30 protein-coding genes and 3 pseudogenes are annotated in these 19,547 nt (G+C 60.0%); 23 read left to right on the top strand and 10 right to left on the bottom strand.

Going from position 1 to position 19,547, the window contains the following annotated elements:
- On the top strand, positions 1-227 hold a 227-nt coding region (locus AC04SI_RS31130; protein ID WP_488475547.1), incomplete at its 5' end, for a hypothetical protein.
- 23 nt (positions 228-250) lie between these two features.
- On the opposite strand, the gene AC04SI_RS31125 is transcribed toward AC04SI_RS31130, so the two are convergent.
- Positions 251-1,150, bottom strand: coding sequence for a hypothetical protein (locus AC04SI_RS31125; protein WP_488475546.1), 900 nt, complete (start codon positions 1,148-1,150; stop codon positions 251-253).
- A 319-nt stretch (positions 1,151-1,469) separates the two neighbouring features.
- Between AC04SI_RS31125 and AC04SI_RS31120 the strand changes: the two genes are divergently transcribed.
- From AC04SI_RS31120 to AC04SI_RS31110, 3 genes are read left to right on the top strand one after another with little or no spacing between them, the layout of a single operon-like run.
- Positions 1,470-2,534 carry a type III polyketide synthase gene (locus tag AC04SI_RS31120; protein WP_488475545.1) on the top strand — a complete coding sequence of 355 codons (1,065 nt, stop codon included), beginning with the start codon at positions 1,470-1,472 and terminating at the stop codon, positions 2,532-2,534.
- Positions 2,531-3,250 (top strand): methyltransferase domain-containing protein, encoded by a 720-nt coding sequence (locus AC04SI_RS31115; protein WP_488475544.1) that lies wholly within the window; start codon positions 2,531-2,533, stop codon positions 3,248-3,250. The genes AC04SI_RS31120 and AC04SI_RS31115 overlap by 4 nt, the downstream gene beginning before the upstream one ends.
- Positions 3,247-4,497 (top strand): NAD(P)/FAD-dependent oxidoreductase, encoded by a 1,251-nt coding sequence (locus AC04SI_RS31110; RefSeq protein WP_488475543.1) that lies wholly within the window; start codon positions 3,247-3,249, stop codon positions 4,495-4,497. The genes AC04SI_RS31115 and AC04SI_RS31110 overlap by 4 nt, the downstream gene beginning before the upstream one ends.
- A 114-nt stretch (positions 4,498-4,611) precedes the next feature.
- On the opposite strand, the gene AC04SI_RS31105 is transcribed toward AC04SI_RS31110, so the two are convergent.
- Entirely contained in the window at positions 4,612-4,800 is a 189-nt protein-coding gene (locus AC04SI_RS31105; protein ID WP_488475542.1) for a hypothetical protein, read from the bottom strand.
- Between the two features lie 308 nt (positions 4,801-5,108).
- On the opposite strand from AC04SI_RS31105, the gene AC04SI_RS31100 reads away from it, so the two are divergent.
- Together AC04SI_RS31100 and AC04SI_RS31095 are read left to right on the top strand one after the other, a co-directional pair.
- Complete coding sequence (locus AC04SI_RS31100) at positions 5,109-5,411, top strand: DUF1236 domain-containing protein (protein WP_488475541.1); 303 nt, start codon at positions 5,109-5,111, stop codon at positions 5,409-5,411.
- A 343-nt stretch (positions 5,412-5,754) separates the two neighbouring features.
- Complete coding sequence (locus tag AC04SI_RS31095; RefSeq protein WP_488475540.1) at positions 5,755-6,537, top strand: hypothetical protein; 783 nt, start codon at positions 5,755-5,757, stop codon at positions 6,535-6,537.
- A 304-nt stretch (positions 6,538-6,841) separates the two neighbouring features.
- Here the strand turns inward: AC04SI_RS31095 and AC04SI_RS31090 are convergent, their stop codons facing one another.
- The 3 genes from AC04SI_RS31090 to AC04SI_RS31080 form a co-directional block, all read right to left on the bottom strand.
- A complete protein-coding gene (locus AC04SI_RS31090; RefSeq protein ID WP_404281540.1) occupies positions 6,842-7,162 on the bottom strand; it encodes a hypothetical protein in 321 nt (106 codons plus the stop codon).
- 175 nt (positions 7,163-7,337) lie between these two features.
- Positions 7,338-7,559, bottom strand: a complete 222-nt coding sequence (locus AC04SI_RS31085; RefSeq protein WP_488475539.1) for a hypothetical protein — start codon at positions 7,557-7,559, stop codon at positions 7,338-7,340.
- A gap of 6 nt (positions 7,560-7,565) precedes the next feature.
- On the bottom strand, positions 7,566-7,754 hold the full coding sequence (locus tag AC04SI_RS31080) for a DUF3606 domain-containing protein (RefSeq protein WP_436251505.1): 189 nt from the start codon (positions 7,752-7,754) through the stop codon (positions 7,566-7,568).
- A gap of 181 nt (positions 7,755-7,935) precedes the next feature.
- On the opposite strand from AC04SI_RS31080, the gene AC04SI_RS31075 reads away from it, so the two are divergent.
- The gene (locus AC04SI_RS31075) at positions 7,936-8,157 is read left to right on the top strand and encodes a hypothetical protein (protein ID WP_488475538.1); all 222 of its coding nucleotides are present in this window, start codon (positions 7,936-7,938) and stop codon (positions 8,155-8,157) included.
- 372 nt (positions 8,158-8,529) lie between these two features.
- Complete coding sequence (locus tag AC04SI_RS31070; RefSeq protein WP_404281532.1) at positions 8,530-8,823, top strand: hypothetical protein; 294 nt, start codon at positions 8,530-8,532, stop codon at positions 8,821-8,823.
- Positions 8,824-9,388: 565 nt separating this feature from the next.
- On the opposite strand, the gene AC04SI_RS31065 is transcribed toward AC04SI_RS31070, so the two are convergent.
- Positions 9,389-9,574 carry a hypothetical protein gene (locus AC04SI_RS31065; protein WP_404281530.1) on the bottom strand — a complete coding sequence of 62 codons (186 nt, stop codon included), beginning with the start codon at positions 9,572-9,574 and terminating at the stop codon, positions 9,389-9,391.
- A 425-nt stretch (positions 9,575-9,999) separates the two neighbouring features.
- Between AC04SI_RS31065 and AC04SI_RS31060 the strand changes: the two genes are divergently transcribed.
- The 8 genes from AC04SI_RS31060 (at position 10,000) to AC04SI_RS31025 (ending at position 13,627) form a co-directional block, all read left to right on the top strand.
- A complete protein-coding gene (locus tag AC04SI_RS31060; RefSeq protein ID WP_404281528.1) occupies positions 10,000-10,203 on the top strand; it encodes a hypothetical protein in 204 nt (67 codons plus the stop codon).
- A 13-nt stretch (positions 10,204-10,216) separates the two neighbouring features.
- Entirely contained in the window at positions 10,217-10,558 is a 342-nt protein-coding gene (locus AC04SI_RS31055; RefSeq protein WP_404281526.1) for an ATP-dependent DNA ligase, read from the top strand.
- Positions 10,501-10,782: a hypothetical protein gene (locus AC04SI_RS31050; protein WP_488475537.1), complete on the top strand. Its 282-nt coding sequence runs from the start codon at positions 10,501-10,503 to the stop codon at positions 10,780-10,782. Before AC04SI_RS31055 ends, AC04SI_RS31050 begins: the two co-directional genes overlap by 58 nt.
- A 181-nt stretch (positions 10,783-10,963) precedes the next feature.
- Positions 10,964-11,689, top strand: coding sequence for a phytochelatin synthase family protein (locus AC04SI_RS31045; protein ID WP_404281522.1), 726 nt, complete (start codon positions 10,964-10,966; stop codon positions 11,687-11,689).
- A gap of 386 nt (positions 11,690-12,075) precedes the next feature.
- A complete protein-coding gene (locus tag AC04SI_RS31040; protein ID WP_404281520.1) occupies positions 12,076-12,333 on the top strand; it encodes a hypothetical protein in 258 nt (85 codons plus the stop codon).
- A 245-nt stretch (positions 12,334-12,578) separates the two neighbouring features.
- Positions 12,579-12,821 carry a DUF768 domain-containing protein gene (locus tag AC04SI_RS31035; protein ID WP_488475548.1) on the top strand — a complete coding sequence of 81 codons (243 nt, stop codon included), beginning with the start codon at positions 12,579-12,581 and terminating at the stop codon, positions 12,819-12,821.
- A gap of 85 nt (positions 12,822-12,906) precedes the next feature.
- Entirely contained in the window at positions 12,907-13,365 is a 459-nt protein-coding gene (locus tag AC04SI_RS31030) for a YidB family protein (RefSeq protein WP_488475536.1), read from the top strand.
- 97 nt (positions 13,366-13,462) lie between these two features.
- On the top strand, positions 13,463-13,627 hold the full coding sequence (locus tag AC04SI_RS31025) for a hypothetical protein (protein ID WP_404281514.1): 165 nt from the start codon (positions 13,463-13,465) through the stop codon (positions 13,625-13,627).
- Positions 13,628-14,250: 623 nt separating this feature from the next.
- Here AC04SI_RS31025 and AC04SI_RS31020 read toward each other — a convergent pair.
- The 3 genes from AC04SI_RS31020 to AC04SI_RS31010 all read right to left on the bottom strand — a co-directional run bounded on the left by AC04SI_RS31020 (position 14,251) and on the right by AC04SI_RS31010 (position 15,033).
- Positions 14,251-14,397, bottom strand: a complete 147-nt coding sequence (locus AC04SI_RS31020; RefSeq protein WP_404281512.1) for a hypothetical protein — start codon at positions 14,395-14,397, stop codon at positions 14,251-14,253.
- A 60-nt stretch (positions 14,398-14,457) separates the two neighbouring features.
- On the bottom strand, positions 14,458-14,655 hold the full coding sequence (locus AC04SI_RS31015; protein WP_404281511.1) for a hypothetical protein: 198 nt from the start codon (positions 14,653-14,655) through the stop codon (positions 14,458-14,460).
- 78 nt (positions 14,656-14,733) lie between these two features.
- Positions 14,734-15,033 (bottom strand): DUF1236 domain-containing protein, encoded by a 300-nt coding sequence (locus AC04SI_RS31010; protein ID WP_488475535.1) that lies wholly within the window; start codon positions 15,031-15,033, stop codon positions 14,734-14,736.
- Positions 15,034-15,373: 340 nt separating this feature from the next.
- On the opposite strand from AC04SI_RS31010, the gene AC04SI_RS31005 reads away from it, so the two are divergent.
- Positions 15,374-15,610 carry a hypothetical protein gene (locus AC04SI_RS31005; protein WP_404281507.1) on the top strand — a complete coding sequence of 79 codons (237 nt, stop codon included), beginning with the start codon at positions 15,374-15,376 and terminating at the stop codon, positions 15,608-15,610.
- 59 nt (positions 15,611-15,669) lie between these two features.
- On the opposite strand, the pseudogene AC04SI_RS31000 reads toward AC04SI_RS31005, so the two are convergent.
- A pseudogene (locus AC04SI_RS31000) lies at positions 15,670-15,935 on the bottom strand (DUF768 domain-containing protein).
- Positions 15,936-16,058: 123 nt separating this feature from the next.
- On the opposite strand from AC04SI_RS31000, the pseudogene AC04SI_RS30995 reads away from it, so the two are divergent.
- The 6 genes and pseudogenes from AC04SI_RS30995 to AC04SI_RS30970 all read left to right on the top strand — a co-directional run.
- A pseudogene (locus AC04SI_RS30995) lies at positions 16,059-16,268 on the top strand (DUF982 domain-containing protein); the annotation flags it as partial.
- A gap of 291 nt (positions 16,269-16,559) precedes the next feature.
- The gene (locus AC04SI_RS30990; RefSeq protein WP_404281505.1) at positions 16,560-17,069 is read left to right on the top strand and encodes a YciE/YciF ferroxidase family protein; all 510 of its coding nucleotides are present in this window, start codon (positions 16,560-16,562) and stop codon (positions 17,067-17,069) included.
- A gap of 92 nt (positions 17,070-17,161) precedes the next feature.
- Positions 17,162-17,499 (top strand): annotated as a pseudogene (locus tag AC04SI_RS30985) (low affinity iron permease family protein); the annotation flags it as partial.
- A 295-nt stretch (positions 17,500-17,794) separates the two neighbouring features.
- A complete protein-coding gene (locus AC04SI_RS30980; RefSeq protein ID WP_404281504.1) occupies positions 17,795-18,550 on the top strand; it encodes a DUF4142 domain-containing protein in 756 nt (251 codons plus the stop codon).
- 24 nt (positions 18,551-18,574) lie between these two features.
- On the top strand, positions 18,575-19,177 hold the full coding sequence (locus AC04SI_RS30975; RefSeq protein WP_404281502.1) for a hypothetical protein: 603 nt from the start codon (positions 18,575-18,577) through the stop codon (positions 19,175-19,177).
- 95 nt (positions 19,178-19,272) lie between these two features.
- The coding region (locus tag AC04SI_RS30970; protein ID WP_488475534.1) for a catalase at positions 19,273-19,547 on the top strand (275 nt) is incomplete at its 3' end.

Genomic DNA, 19,547 nt, shown 5'->3' with positions numbered 1-19,547 from the left:
GCGCCGACCTGGCCAGCCCGAGAGCAATCGAAATGGCCCATGCCGCCCTGTCGGCAGGATCCTCGACCGGCGCTGATCAATCGGGCTCGATTATCAAGGTTTACGATGAGGCAGGCTATCTGGTTGCCACCGTCAATTTTTCCGACGTATTGCGTGATAATTCCGAGCTGCGATCTCGCAGTAGTAATCCGCCCACCGAAGAGCCGGGTGTGATGCGGTCTGGTTGATTAATGTCAAACAGCTAGGCATGTCAGCCACCCGTCTTGCGGGCGCGACTTTGTTTTCCGCGTTCGATGCTCCGGGCGTTTCGACGAGCAACTCTCAATTCGGCAAGTGTCGGTTGCCACCAGCCCCTCGAACGTTCATTTGGTCCTGGCGCACTTCGCGCGGGCCACCTCCTGAGCAATTCGGCAAGCGTGGCCGAACGCCACCTGCCCCAAACGTAGTCGACGTGTGTGCGCATCGCGATTGGAAATGAAGCCGTCAACACAAACGGCTCAACGAGTTCACCGGACACTTCGATGAAAACGACAATGCCATATTGCTCTGTCGCGACTGGCCGGCCAAGAGGCGGCAAATCTTCAGCTGGCAGTGGATAGCGATGACGGCGACGTTCGGCGTTCCGCTGTTGAGCGGCCTTGGAAGCTCCAGACTCTCTGGCGGCCTCTCGTCGTCGCTTCCTCTCCTGGGGTTCGGCATGTTGGGCAGCCCTTTCGATCCTGGGCCACCGTCGCCGTAGCTCTTCATACGAACGGAATGGCACCCGCCAGGCCCGCAATTCGTCGTCCCAACTTGCCCACGGAACTGCCCGCAGCTCCTCGAGCACGATCTTCGAATAGGGCGTGCGAACACGTAGGTCGTCCGAAACCTCCAAGTATGGGCTCGATATCGGATCGAAGGCGAAGGCATCACGTCCCTTGCTGTCCCCGTGGATGGCCAACCTCTCTGCCTCTTGCGCCAACCAGCGGTCGATCCTGCGGCTGGCCGTCTTTCCCGGGACGAACCAGCTCTTGCGCTCATCGCTCCACCTCGCTCGCGGAAAAGCCTGTCGAAATCGCTCGACGGCCATTCTATCGAACGAAAAGCGCGCTTCGGCACCGGGAGCGTCCTGTTTCTGCGGCACGGGACTAGCGTCCGATTTTTCCGCCATGCGCCATCAATCATCTGTTTGCGCACAGAAACGTTCGGCAACCCTTTAGGGTTCATGGCGTGAAGCGGGACGCGCCAGACCCGAACCGCTCCTTCCCGTCCCCCTGATAGATCGAGCACTTTCTTATGTTGGGCGAAGGGCGGCCAGCTAGGGCCGGAGGCCAAGCTGGGCTGACTTCCAGCAGGCGGTCGATTGCCCGGGACGAAACCAGTTTTCGGAAACGTTGATGGAACGGGTAACGTTCGAGATCTGACGCGCAATACCGGCGCCAGCCTTCGGCCAGCGCGACACCGCGCGCGAGACGCCATGGAGACCGGAAATGTCCGCCGCCTATATCAACCGGATCGCGACAGCGGTTCCGGAACACGAGGTTCATCAATTCTATCTGCGGTTCGCGGCTTCGATGCTCGCTGCCAATCGCCGGAGAGTCTTCGAACGCATGGCCGGGTTTGCCGGCATCGAGAGCCGCTATTCCTGCTTTGCACCCGCCATCGATCCCGAAGGACCGTCTGTCGATCTCGCGGCGACTTTCATCCGCGGCGCTTTTCCGGGAACGGCAGCTCGAATGGCGATGTTTTGCGAAGCCGCACCCGTCTTGGCACAAAAGGGCGTCGACGGATTGCAGCTCGGCGGAGACGCATCGCGCCTTACCCACCTCATCGTCACCACTTGCACCGGCTTTTCCGCGCCGGGGATCGACCTCGACCTGGTCGCGCGCTGCGCCCTGCCGGACGGCATCGAACGCACGATGATCGGGTTCATGGGCTGCTACGCGGCGATCAATGGCCTCAAGCTTGCCCGCCATATCGTCCGCTCCGACCCGCGCGCGAAGGTCCTTCTGGTCAATATCGAGCTCTGCACCTTGCATCTCAGCGAAACCACTGAACTGGAAAAGCTGCTGTCGTTCTGCCTTTGGGGCGATGGCTGCGCGGCCGCACTTGTCACCGGCGAGCCCCCCGGCATCGAGCTCAACAGCTTCTATTGCGCAGTCGCGGACGAGCGGCGGAACCTGATGAGCTGGGATATCCGTGACCACGGCTTCGACATGGTCCTTTCCGGCCAGGTGCCGGCGGCGATCCATGACGCGGTGCTGAGCAATCAGAACGCCATCCTCGGCGGCCGGCCGCCGGATGCGATCGACCTCTGGGCCGTGCACCCCGGCGGACGTTCGGTTCTCGACGCTGTCGAAAGAGCGTTGAAACTTGCGCCCGCCGCGCTCACGCCGTCGCGCGAGGTGCTGCGCCGATACGGCAACATGTCGTCGGCGACCGTGATGTTCGTGCTGCAAGAGATGCTGAAGGCGCCGGCGGGCCTCCTCGGCTGCGGCATGTCGTTCGGACCTGGATTGACGGCCGAAACCATGCTTTTTCGAACAGTGTCATGAACGCGCTCAGCCACCGCAGCCTGGTCCCGGAAATCCTTGACGGGCTTGCGGCCGACGATCCGCGGGCGCTCGCCTCGCGCCGCGATCTCCGTCGCATCAACGCGCTGATGTTCCACGCGCGGATCATGGCGTCATTGCTGAAGAAATTCGTGCCGAAGCCGCCACGCCGCATTCTGGAGATCGGGGCCGGCGACGGCACCTTTATGCTCGCCGTGGCGCGGCGCATCGCCAGGCATTGGCCTCACGTCGAACTGACGCTGCTCGATCGCGTCGGCCTGGTCACCAACGAACTCTCGACCGAATTCGAGAGGCTGGGATGGAGCGTCGAAGGTATCACGGCCGACGTCTTCGACTGGGCGGAAAGGGCCGAAGGCGGGCGCATCGACGCAATCACCGTGAACCTTTTCCTGCATCATTTCGACGACGCCGAGCTGGTGCGTCTGTTTTCGCTGCTGGCGCCGAAAGCCCCGTTGACCCTGGCGACCGAACCGCTAAGGGCAATGTCGGCGCTCGCCGCGGCCCGGCTTCTTCCGGCGATCGGCGCAAACGACGTCACCCGACATGATGCGGCCCAGAGCGTGCGCGCCGGCTTTCGCGACCGCGAGCTATCTGCTCTCTGGCTTGCGGCTAATGGCAAGCCGCTGAAGGAGGGGCGCGTCGGTCCCTTTTCGCACGTCTTCGTCGGCGCCAGCACCAATTCCGGTAGTGACCCATGACGCGATCGTCGACTTACGATGCGATCGTCATCGGCGCCGGACCGGCAGGCACCTCCGTCGCGCTGACGTTGGCCCGGCGCGGATGGGCTGTAGCGATTGTGGAAAAGAGTGCGTTCCCGCGCCGTAAAGTCTGCGGAGAATACATCTCGGCGAGTAACATCTCGCTGCTCGGCCGCCTGGAGGTGGGCAATGCCTGGCGCGCCAAAGCCGGCCCCGAAATCCACCGCGTCGGCTTCTTTTCCGGCGAGACCTGCGTCGAGGCGCCGATGCCAAGTGCAAAATATGGGCCCCTTGCAAAGGACGGCTTCGGCCGGGCGCTGGGCCGTGACGTTCTCGACACTCTGCTCTTGCAGGCGGCGCGGTCGGCGGGCGCCGAAATCTTCCAGCCTTGCCGAGCGGTCGCCACCGACCGGGATGGGGACATGCAAGCGGTGCGCATTCAGGCGAGGGATCAGAATTCCGGCGACGAGACGACGACGTTGCGTGCGCCGGTGATCGTCGCCGCGCACGGCTCCTGGGAGCCGGGACCGCTACCAAGCCAGCTTGAGAAGGCGAGCCGTCCGTCGGACCTGCTCGGCTTCAAGGCGCATTTCACAGGCTCGTTGCTCGCGCCCGATCTGATGCCGCTGCTCACCTTTCCCGGCGGCTATGGCGGCATGGTTTTGGCCGATCATGGCCGGCTGTCGATCTCGTGCTGCATAAGGCGCGACATGCTCGCGCGGCTGCGCAGGAACCATGGTTCCGGGCATGATGGCCCCAAACAGGATGGTCAGGTGTCGGCCGCGGACGCGGTCTTCCGTCACCTCACGGCTTCTTGCCGGGGCGTGAGCGATGCTCTGGATGGAGCCTACCTCGACGGTCCGTGGCTTGCCGCAGGTCCAATCCGGCCTGGCATCCGCTCCTGCTACGAACGGGATATCTTCCGCGTCGGAAATGCCGCAGGCGAGTCGCATCCGATCATCGCCGAAGGCATCTCAATGGCGCTCCAGTCCGGCTGGCTGCTGGCGACGGAACTCGCGGACGCGCCAAGCGGCCGGGTAGGGCGCGAAGCTGCCGGCAGACGCTACCAAGCGGCCTGGAGAGGATTGTTTTCGACGCGGGTCTACGCAGCTGCAGTCATCGCCGGAATGGCCCTCGGTCCAGCCGGCCGTGCCTTGATGGGAGCGGCTGTCCGCAATTTTCCGCAAGCCCTGACACTGGGCGCACAAATGAGCGGCAAGACGAGGCCGATCCCCGGTCTTACATGACCGGCGCTGCGGCGCTCGCCTCCGCTCACAGCATCACACTATTGAACACTCCGCCGGAACCAGCGTGTTCGGTCGTGACAGCTCACCAAAAGCAATGCCCTCGCTCCATGCGGGTCATTCTTCCGACGGTCCCGATCTCGGTGATCTGGTCTCTTGGGCAAGCACGAGCAAGGCTTCAAGGGTTACCGCCACGCCGGACATAAGCGCGGCGATATCGTCTTCACGCGCCAGCGTGAGTTCGCCAGCCCTGTTCTGCAAGGTCACGCTAAGCTCCTTCAATCTCAATCGCAGGTCGTCGTCCATGTCATTTCTCCAACCATTCTGATTGGCACAACGTGGCGTCAGAGAACCTGTTCCTGCGAACAATCCGCACGCGGAGCTGGTCGCCCGTGTCGGCGTTCGTGAACTGAGAGCTGTTCAACTTTCGCTTGCCTCCCGTCCTGGATTGCCGCGACACCCCCTCAGCTGGCGCCGGGGACCGCGTGCTTTTTGCCCCACGGGCGGACCATTGCGCCCTATTTGGAACAAGAGATTTTTCTGCCCGTTAGGATAAGCGACACGGTTTGCGATCAACGCAGCTGAGGGCCGGGTCCGCAAAAACGGAGAATAGTATGAAAATCCACCTTACATCCGCTGCGGCCAGCTTGTTTATTCTTCTAGGGGTGGGTGCCGCCGCCGCCGAGGACGTCATCATCATCCAACCCGAAGAGGATACTGTCATCCAGGAATACGTGAAAAAGGAGCCCTTGGCATCCATCAAGTTGCCGGGTGTGGAACTCAACGTCGGCACTGCTCTGCCGGACACCGTCGAGCTTCGTGAAGTCCCCAACGTCAAATATCGCTACGTGGTAATCGACAATCGGACGGTTCTCGTGGACCCCGGCACACGCAAGATCGTCAAGGTCTACAACTGAGGTTTCATCGTCTTCTCTATAGCCCCGCCTTCCGGCGGGGCCATTTTTAGGTATGCAGACGTAGGTCGGTTCGCGATCGTCGTAAGCTTGGGTAGGCACTTGCATAGAGGGAAACGGCCAAGCTCGATGAATTGAGCCGCTCCGGCCAAGGCAAGAATGACTCCATCGGGATAGAGCATTTGACGGAGGAGGAAGTCGAACAGTTTCGCGCCGCTTGTCTAGGTCGCGCGAAGCGCTTGGCCGACGAAAACGCCGCGCTGGCGGACTTTGTAGCCGGCGAGGATCAGCGCTTGAGGCCGCCAGGATTCGACAAAATACTGTATCGCCTCCATGATGTTTCCAGATGGTGACGACCATGCGTTCGGGACGAAATCGAAGGCAATCAGTTGTTTGGAAAGCCTTTGCCCTTCTCCTCGCGGGGTTAGCGATCACGGCGGTGATTTTTAGCTTTGAGAAGCCGCGACGTGCCTCGCCGCGGATCACGGTCTCGGCTGTCTCGTCCTTCAATTCCGGCGGTCTGGTTCCTGGCCCCACGGTTACAGCGCCTTCGAAGAGCTTGGGCGCTGTCGCTGCCAATCGCGATATCTGGCTCGCAATTAGCTGGAAATTTTCCGGCGAAGCGCGAATGCTGAATGCCGTCACGGTTGGAGGCGTTCCGGCAAGGCGCCTGGTGCGCAGCAACGAGGCGCCCGATAGCGCCAATTCCGAGATCTGGATGGTTTCCGCTGGGTCCGGCGATGCTTTGGAAAACACCATATCGGTAGATATCGCGTTCACTTTCGACGGCGGCAACCCGTCGATCACGACTCAAGTCTATCGCGTGATTGGAGCTTCAGAGATACCGGCTGTGAGCGCTGCCGCAGGAAGGGACTTCAGCATTTCCATCACCATTCCGAACAAGGGCGTCGCCCTCATATCCCTGATTGCTCCCGGGACCACCTCCGGCTCGTTGAGCAATGTCACCGAGGACTTCAACGCTCTTTGCGGTAAGGACTTCCTTGGCATCCATGCATCAAAAAACTCGACCTTCCGTCAATCCGTGACTGCCAGGTTTACGGGAAACGCAACTGTCGCTTTTGCTGCGGTCGCGCTGCGGCGGGCCAATAGCCGTCTTAGCAAATCCTGAAACAAAAGCCGGGCAGACCGTTGGCAATCTGCCAGACCACACTCTGGCTACCTCAGACCCTCGCGCTGGCTTCGGCCGGCGGGCCTTTTCGGGTGCACCATGCCGTCGACCTCGATAAGCAAGACAGAGTATGACCCCGGCCAGCAGAGTTCTCTCAGTCTGGTTCGTGGCCAGCGGTAAACATCATGAGTTCGAGGGCGTGCCCCCAGAGACCGTTGCTGCGTTCCGAGATGCCTTCGCAAAAGGTTCTTCAACGATCATATCCGCAATCACTTCAGCTATCGCCTAGTGCCCACATCGGGAGTTAATCAGCGTCGCCGGCAGTAGCTCGGCGGTGCGGAGGCGCGATCCCGGTCACCAATCTGACTTTGTCCAGATCGACAGTCACCAGCGGCCGAAGGTTCACCGTGACCTTGCCAGCTTCATCATCTATGCGCGTGACCTTCCCGACCAGTTCAACGTTCTGGCCTGCCTTGGCCGTGCGGTCGGCTATCGAATGTGGGAAATCATAGGACGGAATGCTGATGCTCACGCGATCCGCGTCGATCCGCTGCAAAACGGCAGCAATGATCGACACCTCATCCCCAATTCCAATGCCTCTTGCGGATTTGCGCTTGGGTGTCATGCGTCCAGTTCCAGCCGCTCGTGATTTGGTTGCTGATGCCAGATCACCTGCCGCAGGTCGCGCCAATCTACCGCTTGGCCGCAGGACGGGCATGGACGGAAATGCTCTCTCCCGTGCTTGGCGGGCTCGCTGTGTCGCCTGCCGATGATCGGCGGCCCGAGGTCTGAAAGCTTGGTCATTTTGCGAAGTCGACGATCTGAAGATTTTCGTCCAGACTGAATTCGTGAATGCTTCCGGCTTCGTCGATCACCCGGAACCAGTGCCGCTGCTGCACTGCCCTTGGATAGACCACCTTTCCAGTTACCGCTTCGACAGCGCCGAGAGCATCATACGCATCCGTATCCAGCGAGGTGACGACCTCTTCGCCATAAAGCTCGTCGACATGATAACGCACCATGGCAGTCTACCTCTTGCCTAGCCGTTCAGCTTCACGCTCTAGCGTTTCACGACTGTTTCCGTGCTTCTTGATAAGTTCGCGAACCTCGGGGATCGTGAGACCGAATTTGCTGGCGAAATACCCGACCTCATACTCTTCGTCTCCGGCCACGCGGTCTCGGTCACGGAAGTCGCGCTTGCGTTTGTCGTCAGCCATTTCGCATCCTCCTTTCAGAATCTTGTTATGTTCACGCTAGCTAATATAAGCCGATGACCCAGACTCGGTTCCATGCGAAGGCGGCAGGCGAGGCGCCGGCTTCCGCCTTATTGATGATGCTGTGTTTCTTCGTTTCAGTGCGACAATTCGGGAGCAAGTTCGGGTGCCGCGGGAGGGTGCCATGCGAGAATTGCCATTCGACGTCGATGCAGATGCCGTGATTGAAGTCGGCCGATATCTGGATGGTCACGCGAAGACCACCGCAGTTTCGATATCTGAAGCGCTCCGCGTAATCAGGCGTCACGTCAACAAATCGCGCGTCGGCGACAGTGGTTTAGAGGAACTGATTGTAGAAAGCGCCGCAGCCAGAAAGCTTGCCCTCTTGTTGGACAACCACAATTAGGGGCGCGGGCTTGCCGGCGCATTTATAGCCTAAGAACAGCCACAGGGACGCGCCAGGACGCACGGGCGCTTCCCTGCTGAAGGACAGCGGCCGGCCGAAGCGCGCGCTGGTGAGGATCGTCACGGAACGACAACAACTAACGCGCGGTGACCCTGCCCCACAATGGATCATTTGCCGCTGGCACCAGAATTGCAGTGTCAGAAGCGCCGGGTGTTGGGACCCGGCAATTGGGGCGGTTGGGGGCCTCGCCGCTTCGCGAATGGAGCGGCGAGGTTTTTCATTCAGCTAACTGCCTTCAGGCGGCCCGGCAACCGAGCGGGGCAGCCGGGGTTGTGGCCTGCCACCCAGCCGCCATGTTAAGACTAGGGTGACATGAGGCTCTTTTTGATCGCGCTTGCCGTCGCTCATAACTGGTATTCCGGCTACCATGATCCGGTCACCGGCTATGAATGCTGCGACGACAAGGATTGTAGGGTCATCAGCCCGCGCTATGTCGAGCCGCTGCCGGGCGGCGATTTCAATATCCGCACGGGGTCCAAGACCCAATATTTCATCCCCAAGAATCGCGTCATAGAGAGTGAAGACAGCCAGTATCACATCTGCACGTCACCCCCCCATATGACCATCCGCTGCTTCTTTGCGCCGCACACGGAAGCCAGCCGATAGTGGCCGGATGGCAAAGGGCTGGACATTCCAAACACTGAACGACGCGAAGATGATGGTGACGGCGCACTGCCACAATTCGGCCTGTCACCATAGGCAAGTGCTCGACCTGGTGAAATTTCGCGATCGGTTCGGTCCCGACGCGCCGGCAATGGCGGATGACCTCATCCCGAAGCTGAAAAGTGCCAAGTGCGGCGGTAGGGACGATCTGTACCCCGGACTCCAGCCCGACCGGTGCACCAAGCCGCAATGGACGGTCGCCACACAGCGTTTGCCCAGTATCCACAGGCGACGGGCCGATCGGTAAAATTGTCCGGGTTCCGTTAAGGTCTTCCGCATTAGCGCCGGCTCATGGTCTCGATGTTGCCTAGCAACGAAGCCCGCTGCCGCCCCAACAGCCCACCCCCCCAAGGCAGCGGGCTTTTTCCCTTCGCATTTTCAAGCGGCTTATGTTTTCGAGGTTTGCAACAAGCGAACACGCGACCAGCAGAAACAGGGCAAGGCCCTCCGCGAAGAGGCCGCCAAATGGCTTGTGCGCATCGCAGCTGCCGCCAAGACGCGGGCCTTCCTAATTCTCCGCGTGGCTGAAGACGACAGCGCCGTTGTCCTTGCGAACTTCAACGGACACGATCCCATCGTCGCCCTTTCGAGTCTGGAACATGGAGATTGCAAAGTCTTTCGCGACCTTCTCGGCGTCGAAAGTCATCTTGTCGACGATGCCCTGTCTTCCATACCAGATGACAGTGTAGGCCATTGTGGCTCCCCTACATTCAGCCGAAGCATATAGGCGTCCGGCTTGTCACGCCACTTTGGCACCGCCGCCAGGCGGGCAGCTTGCGCCCACAGGAACGCGCCAGGAGGCGCAAGGCGCGTCTCGATCAGAACGCGCGCTGGCGGGGCTTCCTTGTGGCGGTTCCATCAAAGTTGAACGATCGGCACAGCGCACTGGAAAGCACGTGTGGTAACCGTTGATTCAACCATTGCTGGTATATTGGCAGAGTGGCGGCTCCGACCGGCTTGGGGGCTGGATTTAGCCGGAGCCGCCTGCGCAGCCAGGGGTAGTAGTTTGACCGCGCTGTCTCAGAATAGGACAGCGCGGTCTACGATTGGTTAATTCAGCCACAGCTAACGGAACGACCCTGCGATATTGAATCAAATTCAATCTTGCGGGGCGTTCCTATGCCTAAGCGTGCCGGCGGGGTCCGGTTGTCGTTCATTCCTCCGCTGATGCCAACCTTGGTCGAGAAACCTCCCGAGGGCGAGGGCTGGATTCACGAAGTCAAATTCGACGGCTACCGCTCACAGATCATCATCGACGACGCGGACGTTCGCATCTTCACCCGTCGGGCTGGACTGGTCGGCAAAATATCGAGACTTGGTTGATGCAGCTAAAGAATTGAACGCCCAAAACGCCATCGTCATTGGCGAGATCATCGTCACCAATGAGGCGGGGCTGTCCGAATTCGCAGCTCTGCGGAAAGCCATCACGCGGCGCCAGCACGATCTCTATTTCGTCGCCTTCGATCTCCTGCACCTGAACGGCCACGACCTGCGCGACATGGCGCTGGAGGATCGCCGCGAGATTCTTGTCAGCATGATCTCGACTGGCGGTCGCATTCAGTTCAGCCAGGCTTTGCAGGGCGAGGCCAAGGCCTTGTCGATGAGGCCGGTCGGGAGGGCATGGTTTCAAAGCGGAAGGACAGCAAATATCGAAGCGGCCCCTCGACCAACTGGCTGAAGGCGAAATGCTACAGCATCGACGAATACGAACTGCTCGGCGTCGAGCGCGAGACAGGCAAGCCGCCATTCGCTCTGATGGCCGAACGAGGCACAGGGCGCTATGTCGGGTCGGCGTTCATCACCTTGAACCGGGAGATGCGTGAACGCCTCTGGCAGCGCGTCCGGGAGCACGTAGGGGCCACCGCCGAAAAGCATGAGGCGGCCGGCCACGCAATGGGTTAAGCCGGGGCTAATTGGCCGTGTGAGGCACCTGCGGGGCGAGGAGGATCTTCGCCATGCCTCGCTGCAAGAATACCGGGAGGATGATTGAAGACGACGGCCGGCCCACGTCTGGCGCGGGGGGATGGTGATACACGCCCGTCCTTCCGGTATAGTGGCACCAACACGCACCGGAGATGATGCCATGTCAAAACACTTCGTTCATGTGGCGGTGGTCGCATTGGGGCTGTTCGTCACCAGCGCAGGCGCCGAAACCCTGAAGCTTCCTGACAATCTGACCGGCTTTAGTTCTGATGCCGGCGAAAACTACTTCGTCGAAAGCGATGCCCGGGAGGCCTATTTCCCTCTCGCAAGCAACTTTCTGACGCAGAAGACACAGTCCTATTGTGGTGTCGCCAGCATCGTCATGGTGCTGAACGCGCTCAATGTCCCGGCGCCTTCGGTTCCGGAGTTCGAGCCCTATCGCACATTCACGCAGGACAATATCCTCGATGAACGAACGGACGTCATTCTCGCCCGAGGTGTCTTGGCGAAGAAAGGCATGACGCTCGATCAGATCGGTGGAATTCTCGCGACGCAGCCGGTCAAAGCAGAAGTCCGTCATGCCGCCGACAGCTCAGTCGAGGAGTTCCGCAAGCTGGCGAGTTCCTATCTCGGCCAGCCGAACCATTTTGTAATCGTTAACTACCTCCGCAAGGCAATCGGACAGGAGAAAGGCGGCCATATCTCGCCGCTGGCGGCCTATGATGGGAAAGCAGACCGCTTCCTCATCCTTGATGTCGCACGGTATAAATACCCCCCTGTTTGGGTGAAGGCGTCTGAGCTTTTCGATGCCATGAATACTCGGGACTCCGACAACGAGAACAAGACCCGCGGCTTCGTCCTGGTATCGGCGGCTTCTGTTCAATAGTGACGGTTGAGATTTCGGGCTGACCCTTTCAAAGGGCTGGACGTTCCAAGCGTTGATCGACGCGAAGATGGTGGTCACCGCGTTCTGTCATCACGCGCCATTAATCATAGCCAACCGCTGGATTTGGTGAAACTTCGCGATCGACACGGGCCAGACGCGCCGGCTATGAAATGGGACATCAGGCCGAAGCTGAAATGCACTAAGTGCGGCGGCAAGGCGGTCGGGCTGATCTACACTCCCTACCAGCCCGAATGCCTTCGGCAAGGCCAAGGACGGCGGGTAGTGTCTCAGTTTGAAATTTCGGCCGGCGACCCGTGAAGGATTCGCTATGCCGTCTCGCCGGGTGTAGGATGCCTTGTCGTCCGATCTAGTTGGCTTACGGACGCTTGAAAGAGTCGATCACGCTTTCGCCCTGCTCGATGAGGCAAAATGCGATGACGAGAGCTCTGTGGGGCGTCGCCGACCCCGAACAACTGGCCGCGCTCGGGAAGCTCTTAGACGAATACGCCAAGGAGATGGGTATCTCTGGCAATCAGGAAGCGCGCGACCGTTTGGCCGAGCGCATCTGGGCATTGTTCAACGAGGGCGTTACAGGACTGGAGGAAATCAGGCGACGCCTGGATTCCAGTCAAGCCTCGCTTTAGTTGAGGAAATCGCCAGCTTAGCACGCGTCCAGTGGCCCAGCGGCCGGGGCTGGGGGACTTGGGGTTCGGCCGCCGGGCCTAACCGGAAAACGGAGAGATAGTTCGCCGGCTGGCGAGTTATAGACCGGGTCGGCGTCGCTGCTAACTTGGCAAAACGGCGGTGTTCTCTTCCCCTCAAATCGGATGAGCCGGAGTCAATCTCGCGTTTCTACGGGAACCTAACGCTCGAACCGAAATTGACGGTCATGACCACTCGCGGAAGAGAGTTCTTGGAACGGTGGCTTGCCGACAACGTGCCCGACCTCGTCGGTGCTGACGTCATCTCGGCGGGCAAGGCGACCGATAAACTGTTTGCTGATGCTCAAAAGCAGGGAATTGAGGGGTCAGAAATCGTGGAAGAGACGGGCACGGGTAGCGTCTATGAGACGATCCTAGACGCCGTGGTCCACTACCATGGCCCACGGTTGGCGGGGGAAGAACCGGGCTAGCATCATATGAAAGTCTACCGGGTCGAACAGGTGGGAACCTTTGCGAGCAAGAAACCTTCTCCCTGTGAGCCAAGGGAGGAAACCAATGGCAAATCTGGGAAAACTGGCGGTCGCCGTGCTTGGCATTCTGGCTTACCAAAATCGCGACAAGATCGGAGACTTGATCCGCGGTGCAGGAAATCGCGATCCAAGCAACCCGCAAGGCGGGCTCATGGATCAGCTGTCCAAGGGTGTGTCCGGGACAGCGCTGGGGGACATCCTCGACCGCTTCAGAAACGCAGGAGTGGGATCGAAGGTAGATTCGTGGGTAAGTGCCGGACTCAACGAGCCGATCGAACCGAAGGACGTGGAGACGGCAATAGACGAGGACACCCTCACTGCTCTTTCGATGCAGACCGGTCTGTCGCGCGATGAACTGATTGCCAGGATCACGAAAGATTTGCCCGAGGCAGTCGACAAGCTGACGCCAAAGGGCGAACTGCCAGCAGCGACCGATGAGATCACACTCCTCGATCAGGTGCCGCCACGCAGCCCCCAGCAGTAGGGCTGGGATTGGGTCCACGACGGGCTTGCCAGCGCGACCGATATCAGGAATATAATCCTACGTTGCGGCGAGTCCCTCAACGGAGATCGCCTTTCCCATGACCATGAAATATCCCTTTGTCGAGGACATGCTCGGCAAGAAAGTCGCGATCGGCACGGGCCTGTCAGTCGACTGTATTACCTGCCGACGTCATGTCGTCCTCGACGTGCCGGCACTCGCCCGTCGCCTGGGTGACGACTACGCTGCATGCACTGGGATCTGATCAAGGTGCTCTATTGCCAGCCCTGTCGAGATGCCGGCAGGGAGGGCCGCAACCTGACGTTCACCAACCATGCCGTGACGCCGGACAAGAGGCGCTAGGCGCTCGCCTTCTACCTGCGGATGGTCAAATCGTAAGCGAGATCCTGCTATAATCCCGTATGGCCGTCCGAATAGCGATTGTCCTGGCGCTTCTTTTCGCCTTCGCCTACGGATTCGCAAAACTCGTGGAACGTAATGGCAGCGTTGGCGATCTGCCCTCCCCGTGTGAGGAATGGTCAAACCCTGATTGCCCAGACCCGAACGCGCCGCCCGCAAAGTAGCCCCATCTATTCGGGCGTGCTTGACGATTTCAGGAGAAAGATGGCCGGCGCCCGTTGGGCGGGGGGCTTTTGGGTAAAGGCGCCGGCCAGGCGGGCAATCAAGTCCGCCGCCAGAAGCCTTTGCTCGACCCCGATGTTGCCGAGACTGGATAGCCATGAGGAGCGAACGAGCATGCCTTTTCAATGGAACATTAGCGTTTTCGAATAGTTGAGTTCTTGCTTCGGATGCCGCTACCTTGGCTCCGTCAGGCTGGTGGGCACATCGGCCGGCCCGCGCCATCGGTCCCTCCGTGGTGCGGGCCTTTCAGGCTGACTCGTCGATCATCAGGGTGGTGCTTTTCGGCCGGTGGTATTTCTTCACCAATTCGACCGTGCCGGCGTCGACCGTGACGCGTCCAAGCACCTGCACCGTGACCCTGGCCAACTCCTCGTCGACGCGACAGGGCCGCATCAAGCGGATCGGCTAGAGCGCCCCACCTCCGTAAGGGGCCTGGTCGCGTTGGATTTCCGGTTACGCGGCTGCGGCAACGAAAGAGATGGCGATCAGGTCGTCGCCCTCAATTCGGCCTTGCCTCTCTTCCATCGCCGCTACGACTTTCAGGAACGTCTTCATTTCGTGTTCAGTAACCCGCGCTTCCTCCATCCTTGCTCTTAGGGCGGCTACGCGCCTTCCCAAGGTGTTGGAATGCCCGATCTCACGGTTCGACATACTTGGCTCCTCGTTGTTCGAATTTGAAAGCCCGCCGCTCATTTCTGTGCGGCGGGCTTTCAGCTAAAAGCGCTTGGCTCATTCGTAAACTTTGATGATCTTGCGCGTGCCCGGATCCACGAGGACTGTTCGGTTGTCGATCACGACGTAGCGGTATTGCACGTCGGGGACTTCACGCAGCTCGACCGTATCGGGCAGAGCCGTGCCGATGTTGAGCTCCACGCCAGGAAGGGTCACTGAAGCCAGGGGCTGCTTCTTCACATACTCCCGGATGACGGTTTCCTGTTCCGGCTGAATGATCACGGTGTCGGCGGCGGCCGCACCGATACCGGCGAGCAGCAAAAACCCCCCAGCGGCCGCGGTGAGATGAATTCTCATAGTTTCCTCCTAGTGGTGTGAGTTGCGCCAGACGACATCGTCTTCACGCCAGAGCTCACCCAACGCCAGCCATTTGCAAACGTTCCTTGGTTCGGCCTTCGGTCTGAATCGGTGTGGGACCTTTGTGCGATTATCAGGCGCAATAGGCCACTGCATGGGCGGCGGCCGGAACCGCGATTGCCGGCATTCGTTGCTCGCTACCAGTTCATGGGAGGAACCTGCCGAGCAAAGGTCCACCATCGGCGGTCAACTGAGTGCTCGTCACGTCTGAGCCCCCTCGACATGGCGGGCACCCAATTTCGCGTGCCAGCAGCGGCAAGCGGCAATATCGAGGCGAACCGTGACCTTTGTCCAGAACAGACCGAGCGCAGATGACGTCGCAAGCCGAGCCGCAAACGACAATCATGCTGCCCCAGAAGATTTTTCGGTGCTTGATCTGATTCCGAGTGAGGACGACGATAAGGTCGATGAAACTGTCAGGCGAACAGAGCGCCTGGCAATTGCCCTGGTTGTCGGAATGGCTATTTGGTTGATCGTTGCACCGATGGTCTACGTTACCCTGAGGCACGCGATCTAAGCCGGCATGATGAGTCGTCTTGACGAATCCTGCAGGGAGATGCGTCGCAAATCGGCCAATCAGCTCCGGCTTGACCCGCTTGCATCGCCGGTCGCTTCATGCCCTTCGGCGCCGGTCGCTCCGGCATCATGGTGAACGATCGCGTCCAGTATCGTCTCATAGACGCTCCCGGTGTCTTCCTCGATCTCGGTGCTGCCAATGCCAAGGGATCGGGCGTCCGCGAAAAGCTTTTGAGCCAGCTCGGCGACCGAGATCATGTCGGCTCCGGCCGAGGGACATTGTTCGAAATCCACTTGTGCAGGAAGTTAACGCCGCGGGTGCTCATCTCGCCATAAGCCGGCGGCCAGCATTAGGTTCCGCTAATGCCCAAAGGTCAGGCCCGGCCTACTTGAGCAACCAATTGTTCGATCGTGCGTTTCGCCGTTCATTGAAAAATGGGCGACAGGCTATGGGTAAATTTCTTCCGGTCGAAGTTGTTTTCTTACGCGGGCGATCAATGATCGTTTCATCGATCATCGAAGCAGAGGAGGCGCTGCAAGGGTGTTGGCCGGATAAGCGCTCGGCCAGCTATCAACACGCTGCACGTCTTGTTGCAGCTGCTAAGGATGGGATGTGTCGGCCGACCGTGGCGTTTGAGGCCTTCAGGATTGCCGCACTCAAGCAAGGCCTGGTCAAGAACGGAAAGCCAAGCGACGCTCTCATCACGCTCGACCATCTAGCCGGCTACGAGTCTCCTCCATCGTTCGAGCAGCCCCAGCGGGCGATGACCGATCCTCTTAATAGCAACCGCAACCTCTCTTCAGCTCTGACGCGGGCAAGACCCTTTGACCTTGTCGGAATCGTGAGCAGTCGGCGGAGGGCGAAAGCAGGGTTTTCTTTCGCCGGCCGCAGGAACTTGTCCTCAATACGCGAGTTGAGCCGAACCTCCGCTAACCAAGGAAAAAAAATCATGGCGACAACCAAGGCATCAACAAAGGGTCTGAACGACCTGTTTCACGGCACGCTGAAGGACATCTATTTTACCGAGAAGAAGATTCTGGCGACACTGCCGAAGATGGCGAAGGCGGCGCAGAACCCCAATCTGAAAGCAGCCTTCGAAAAACACCACGGCCAGACAAAGGAGCATGTTACCCGGCTGGAAGAAGTTTTCGAAGTTATCGGCAAGAAGCCGGCTGGCAAGACCTGTGCTGCTATCATGGGCATCACCGAGGAAGGCAGCGAAATCATCGAAGAGTATAAGGGAGCGGCTGCTCTCGACGCCGGCTTGCTTGCCGCTGCACAAGCCGTCGAGCACTACGAGATTTCGCGCTACGGCACGTTGCGGACCTGGGCTTCCGAGCTCGGCCTGACCGAGGCAGTGAACCTCCTCGACCTCACCCTGGCCGAAGAAAAGGAAACAGATGCAGCGCTGACCGAGCTCGCAGAGTCGGCCGTCAACGTCGCTGCCGAAGCCGCATAAGCGCGAGCAGCGCCGTGCCCAAGCACGGCACTTTCCTAGAGCCGCGATGATCGAGCATCGCGGCTTAGATTCCCCTCCGAGATAAATTCCCCATGGAAAAGACATTCAACCGACTGGCGGGCGCCGTCGCTCGCGCCACCGGCAGGCCTTGGGCCTTTGCGCTTTGCTTGACAGCGGTGCTGATCTGGGCCGCTGCGGGCCGATGTTCCAATATTCCGAGACCTGGCAGCTGGTCATCAATACCGGGACGACGATCATAACATTCCTGATGGTCTTCCTCATCCAGAATACCCAGAACCGGGACGGCGCCGCCATCCAGGCCAAACTCGACGAACTGATCCGCTCCGGCCGTGGCAAGAACGACTTCATTGGCATCGAGCACCTGACCGAAGCTGAGGTCGAGCAATTCCGTTCGCTCTGCGCTCAGGCCAAAATAGGGAAGACGATGGCCACCTAGGCGGGAGGCTTGCTTTCGGGCTCTTCCGACGCCCGATTTTCGCTGTGCTTCAGTTTCGGCGTTGGTGTCTTCGGGCCAGCCCGAGCGTTTTTCGAGTCTCATGGGCGGACGGTGCTATTTGCCGATGACGGCGCACGCAGTTGCTCTCATCCCCGAAGCGAGATCACCAGCGGCCCTGCTGCGATTTATTAGCTCGGCTGCGGGAACAAAGCCCTCCGGTGCTTGTTAGGCTCACAGCACAAATGTGTGCCCAACAAGGACCCTCTCCATGAAAACCCGCCTACTTTTGGCCTCGCTGGCCACGGCTACAGCCATGACCTTTGCACTGCCCGCCTTCGCCGCCGACAGTGCACAAGACTTTGTCGACAAAGCCGCCGCCGGGGGTATGTTCGAAGTGGATTCGAGCAAGATCGCCGAGGGCAAAGCCCAGGATCAAAGCGTCAAGGATTTCGCGCAGAAGATGATCGACGATCATGGCGCGGCCAACGCCAAGCTCGAGACGATCGCCGGCGAACAGAAGCTGAAGGTGCCCACGGAGCTGGATGCCAAGCACAAGACCGATCTTGACACCCTTCAAAACAGCAAGGACCCGGTCGACGGATCCTATGTCCAGATACAGCGCGAAGCGCATTCCGATGCGGTCAAGTTGTTCGAAAGCTACGCCAAGGACGGTGACAACGCGCAGCTGAAGACGTTCGCCCAGGAGACCGTCCCGACGCTCAAGATGCACCAGGAAATGATCGAGAAGATCGCGACGACCATGGGAACCCAGACGTCAGCGACGAAGTCCGAGACGCCGACTGTCACGGTTGGTGACGCACCCGATCCGACGCCTCCGCTCTCCGGCGCAAACAGCTTCACCGAGGACCAGGCCAAAAGCCGCATTCAGGATGCCGGCTTCTCGGAAGTGTCGAAACTGACCAAGGACGACCAGGGCATCTGGCGCGGTGAGGCGAACAAGGACGGCAACAACACCACCGTGGCGCTGGACTACAAGGGCAACGTCGTTGCCGGCACCAACTGAACAGAGATCGAGGAGATCAAAAACATGAAAACTGTAACCGGACTATTCGACAGTTACGATGACGCCTCCAATGCAGTCGGCGAACTGCAAGCCAGCGGCGTTCCGCATTCCGATATCAGCATCGTCGCCAGCAACTCGACCGATTGGTATGACAATGACAGCTCCACGGCCGCTGACGATGCAGCGGGCGGCGCCGGTCTCGGTGCTGTGGTCGGCGGTGCCGGCGGGCTTTTGACCGGGCTCGGTATCATGGCCATTCCGGGCGTCGGTCCGGTTGTGGCCGCAGGTTGGCTAGCCGCCACCGCCGTCGGAGCCCTGGGCGGCGCGGTCGTGGGCGGGGCTGCTGGCGGGATTGTCGGGGCACTCACGGATTCCGGCGTCTCGGAACAAGATGCCCATGTCTACGCAGAGGGCGTGCGCCGCGGTGGGACCTTGGTGACGGCCAAGGTCGACGACGCGCTTGCTGGCAATGCCGAGCGGATCCTCCGGCACACCAAGTCGGTAAACTTGGAAGACCGCCGCAGTGCCTACGAAGCCGGCGGCTGGACAGGATTCGACACCGATGCCGACAACTACACCAAAGGTGAGATCGATCGAGACAGAGCGCGCAACGCCAGTCGCCTCTAATCGGGGAGCCCCGCCGCTCATAGGCGGCGGGGCTCCGTGGCGTCTGGCGGCCATCATGAATGCGTGCATCCCCCAACCGCTCTAAGGAACAACTCATGGCCAAGTCTCCAAGCCGCGTCAGCGATCAAGCTGTCATCCACGATCAGAAACTGGTTCGAGGCGAAGGGGGCGAGTTGCACCAAATTGCGCATGGCTCCGTTCCACCGCTCACAACAGCCCAAGGCGGGCCAGTCTCGGATGATCAGAACTCACTGAAGATCGGTTCGCGCGGGCCGACGGTCCTTGAAGACTTTCATTTCCGCGAGAAGATTTTCCACTTCGACCATGAGCGGATCCCCGAGCGCGTCGTGCATGCACGCGGCTACGGCGC

Source organism: Mesorhizobium sp. CNPSo 4689 (assembly GCF_057784325.1).
The sequence above is the reverse complement of the archived record's forward strand: the minus strand, read 5'-3'. Positions and strand labels throughout refer to the sequence as shown.

Bases quoted from the DNA above. Each gene is read 5' to 3' on its own strand.
- AC04SI_RS31125 (WP_488475546.1), bottom strand. From the start codon at position 1,150: ATGGCGGAAAAATCGGACGCTAGTCCCGTGCCGCAGAAACAGGACGCT.
- AC04SI_RS31120 (WP_488475545.1), top strand. From the start codon at position 1,470: ATGTCCGCCGCCTATATCAACCGGATCGCGACAGCGGTTCCGGAACAC.
- AC04SI_RS31115 (WP_488475544.1), top strand. From the start codon at position 2,531: ATGAACGCGCTCAGCCACCGCAGCCTGGTCCCGGAAATCCTTGACGGG.
- AC04SI_RS31110 (WP_488475543.1), top strand. From the start codon at position 3,247: ATGACGCGATCGTCGACTTACGATGCGATCGTCATCGGCGCCGGACCG.
- AC04SI_RS31105 (WP_488475542.1), bottom strand. From the start codon at position 4,800: ATGGACGACGACCTGCGATTGAGATTGAAGGAGCTTAGCGTGACCTTG.
- AC04SI_RS31100 (WP_488475541.1), top strand. From the start codon at position 5,109: ATGAAAATCCACCTTACATCCGCTGCGGCCAGCTTGTTTATTCTTCTA.
- AC04SI_RS31095 (WP_488475540.1), top strand. From the start codon at position 5,755: ATGGTGACGACCATGCGTTCGGGACGAAATCGAAGGCAATCAGTTGTT.
- AC04SI_RS31090 (WP_404281540.1), bottom strand. From the start codon at position 7,162: ATGACACCCAAGCGCAAATCCGCAAGAGGCATTGGAATTGGGGATGAG.
- AC04SI_RS31085 (WP_488475539.1), bottom strand. From the start codon at position 7,559: ATGGTGCGTTATCATGTCGACGAGCTTTATGGCGAAGAGGTCGTCACC.
- AC04SI_RS31080 (WP_436251505.1), bottom strand. From the start codon at position 7,754: ATGGCTGACGACAAACGCAAGCGCGACTTCCGTGACCGAGACCGCGTG.
- AC04SI_RS31075 (WP_488475538.1), top strand. From the start codon at position 7,936: ATGCGAGAATTGCCATTCGACGTCGATGCAGATGCCGTGATTGAAGTC.
- AC04SI_RS31070 (WP_404281532.1), top strand. From the start codon at position 8,530: ATGAGGCTCTTTTTGATCGCGCTTGCCGTCGCTCATAACTGGTATTCC.
- AC04SI_RS31065 (WP_404281530.1), bottom strand. From the start codon at position 9,574: ATGGCCTACACTGTCATCTGGTATGGAAGACAGGGCATCGTCGACAAG.
- AC04SI_RS31060 (WP_404281528.1), top strand. From the start codon at position 10,000: ATGCCTAAGCGTGCCGGCGGGGTCCGGTTGTCGTTCATTCCTCCGCTG.
- AC04SI_RS31050 (WP_488475537.1), top strand. From the start codon at position 10,501: ATGGTTTCAAAGCGGAAGGACAGCAAATATCGAAGCGGCCCCTCGACC.
- AC04SI_RS31045 (WP_404281522.1), top strand. From the start codon at position 10,964: ATGTCAAAACACTTCGTTCATGTGGCGGTGGTCGCATTGGGGCTGTTC.
- AC04SI_RS31035 (WP_488475548.1), top strand. From the start codon at position 12,579: ATGACCACTCGCGGAAGAGAGTTCTTGGAACGGTGGCTTGCCGACAAC.
- AC04SI_RS31030 (WP_488475536.1), top strand. From the start codon at position 12,907: ATGGCAAATCTGGGAAAACTGGCGGTCGCCGTGCTTGGCATTCTGGCT.
- AC04SI_RS31025 (WP_404281514.1), top strand. From the start codon at position 13,463: ATGACCATGAAATATCCCTTTGTCGAGGACATGCTCGGCAAGAAAGTC.
- AC04SI_RS31020 (WP_404281512.1), bottom strand. From the start codon at position 14,397: ATGCGGCCCTGTCGCGTCGACGAGGAGTTGGCCAGGGTCACGGTGCAG.
- AC04SI_RS31015 (WP_404281511.1), bottom strand. From the start codon at position 14,655: ATGTCGAACCGTGAGATCGGGCATTCCAACACCTTGGGAAGGCGCGTA.
- AC04SI_RS31010 (WP_488475535.1), bottom strand. From the start codon at position 15,033: ATGAGAATTCATCTCACCGCGGCCGCTGGGGGGTTTTTGCTGCTCGCC.
- AC04SI_RS30990 (WP_404281505.1), top strand. From the start codon at position 16,560: ATGGCGACAACCAAGGCATCAACAAAGGGTCTGAACGACCTGTTTCAC.
- AC04SI_RS30980 (WP_404281504.1), top strand. From the start codon at position 17,795: ATGAAAACCCGCCTACTTTTGGCCTCGCTGGCCACGGCTACAGCCATG.
- AC04SI_RS30975 (WP_404281502.1), top strand. From the start codon at position 18,575: ATGAAAACTGTAACCGGACTATTCGACAGTTACGATGACGCCTCCAAT.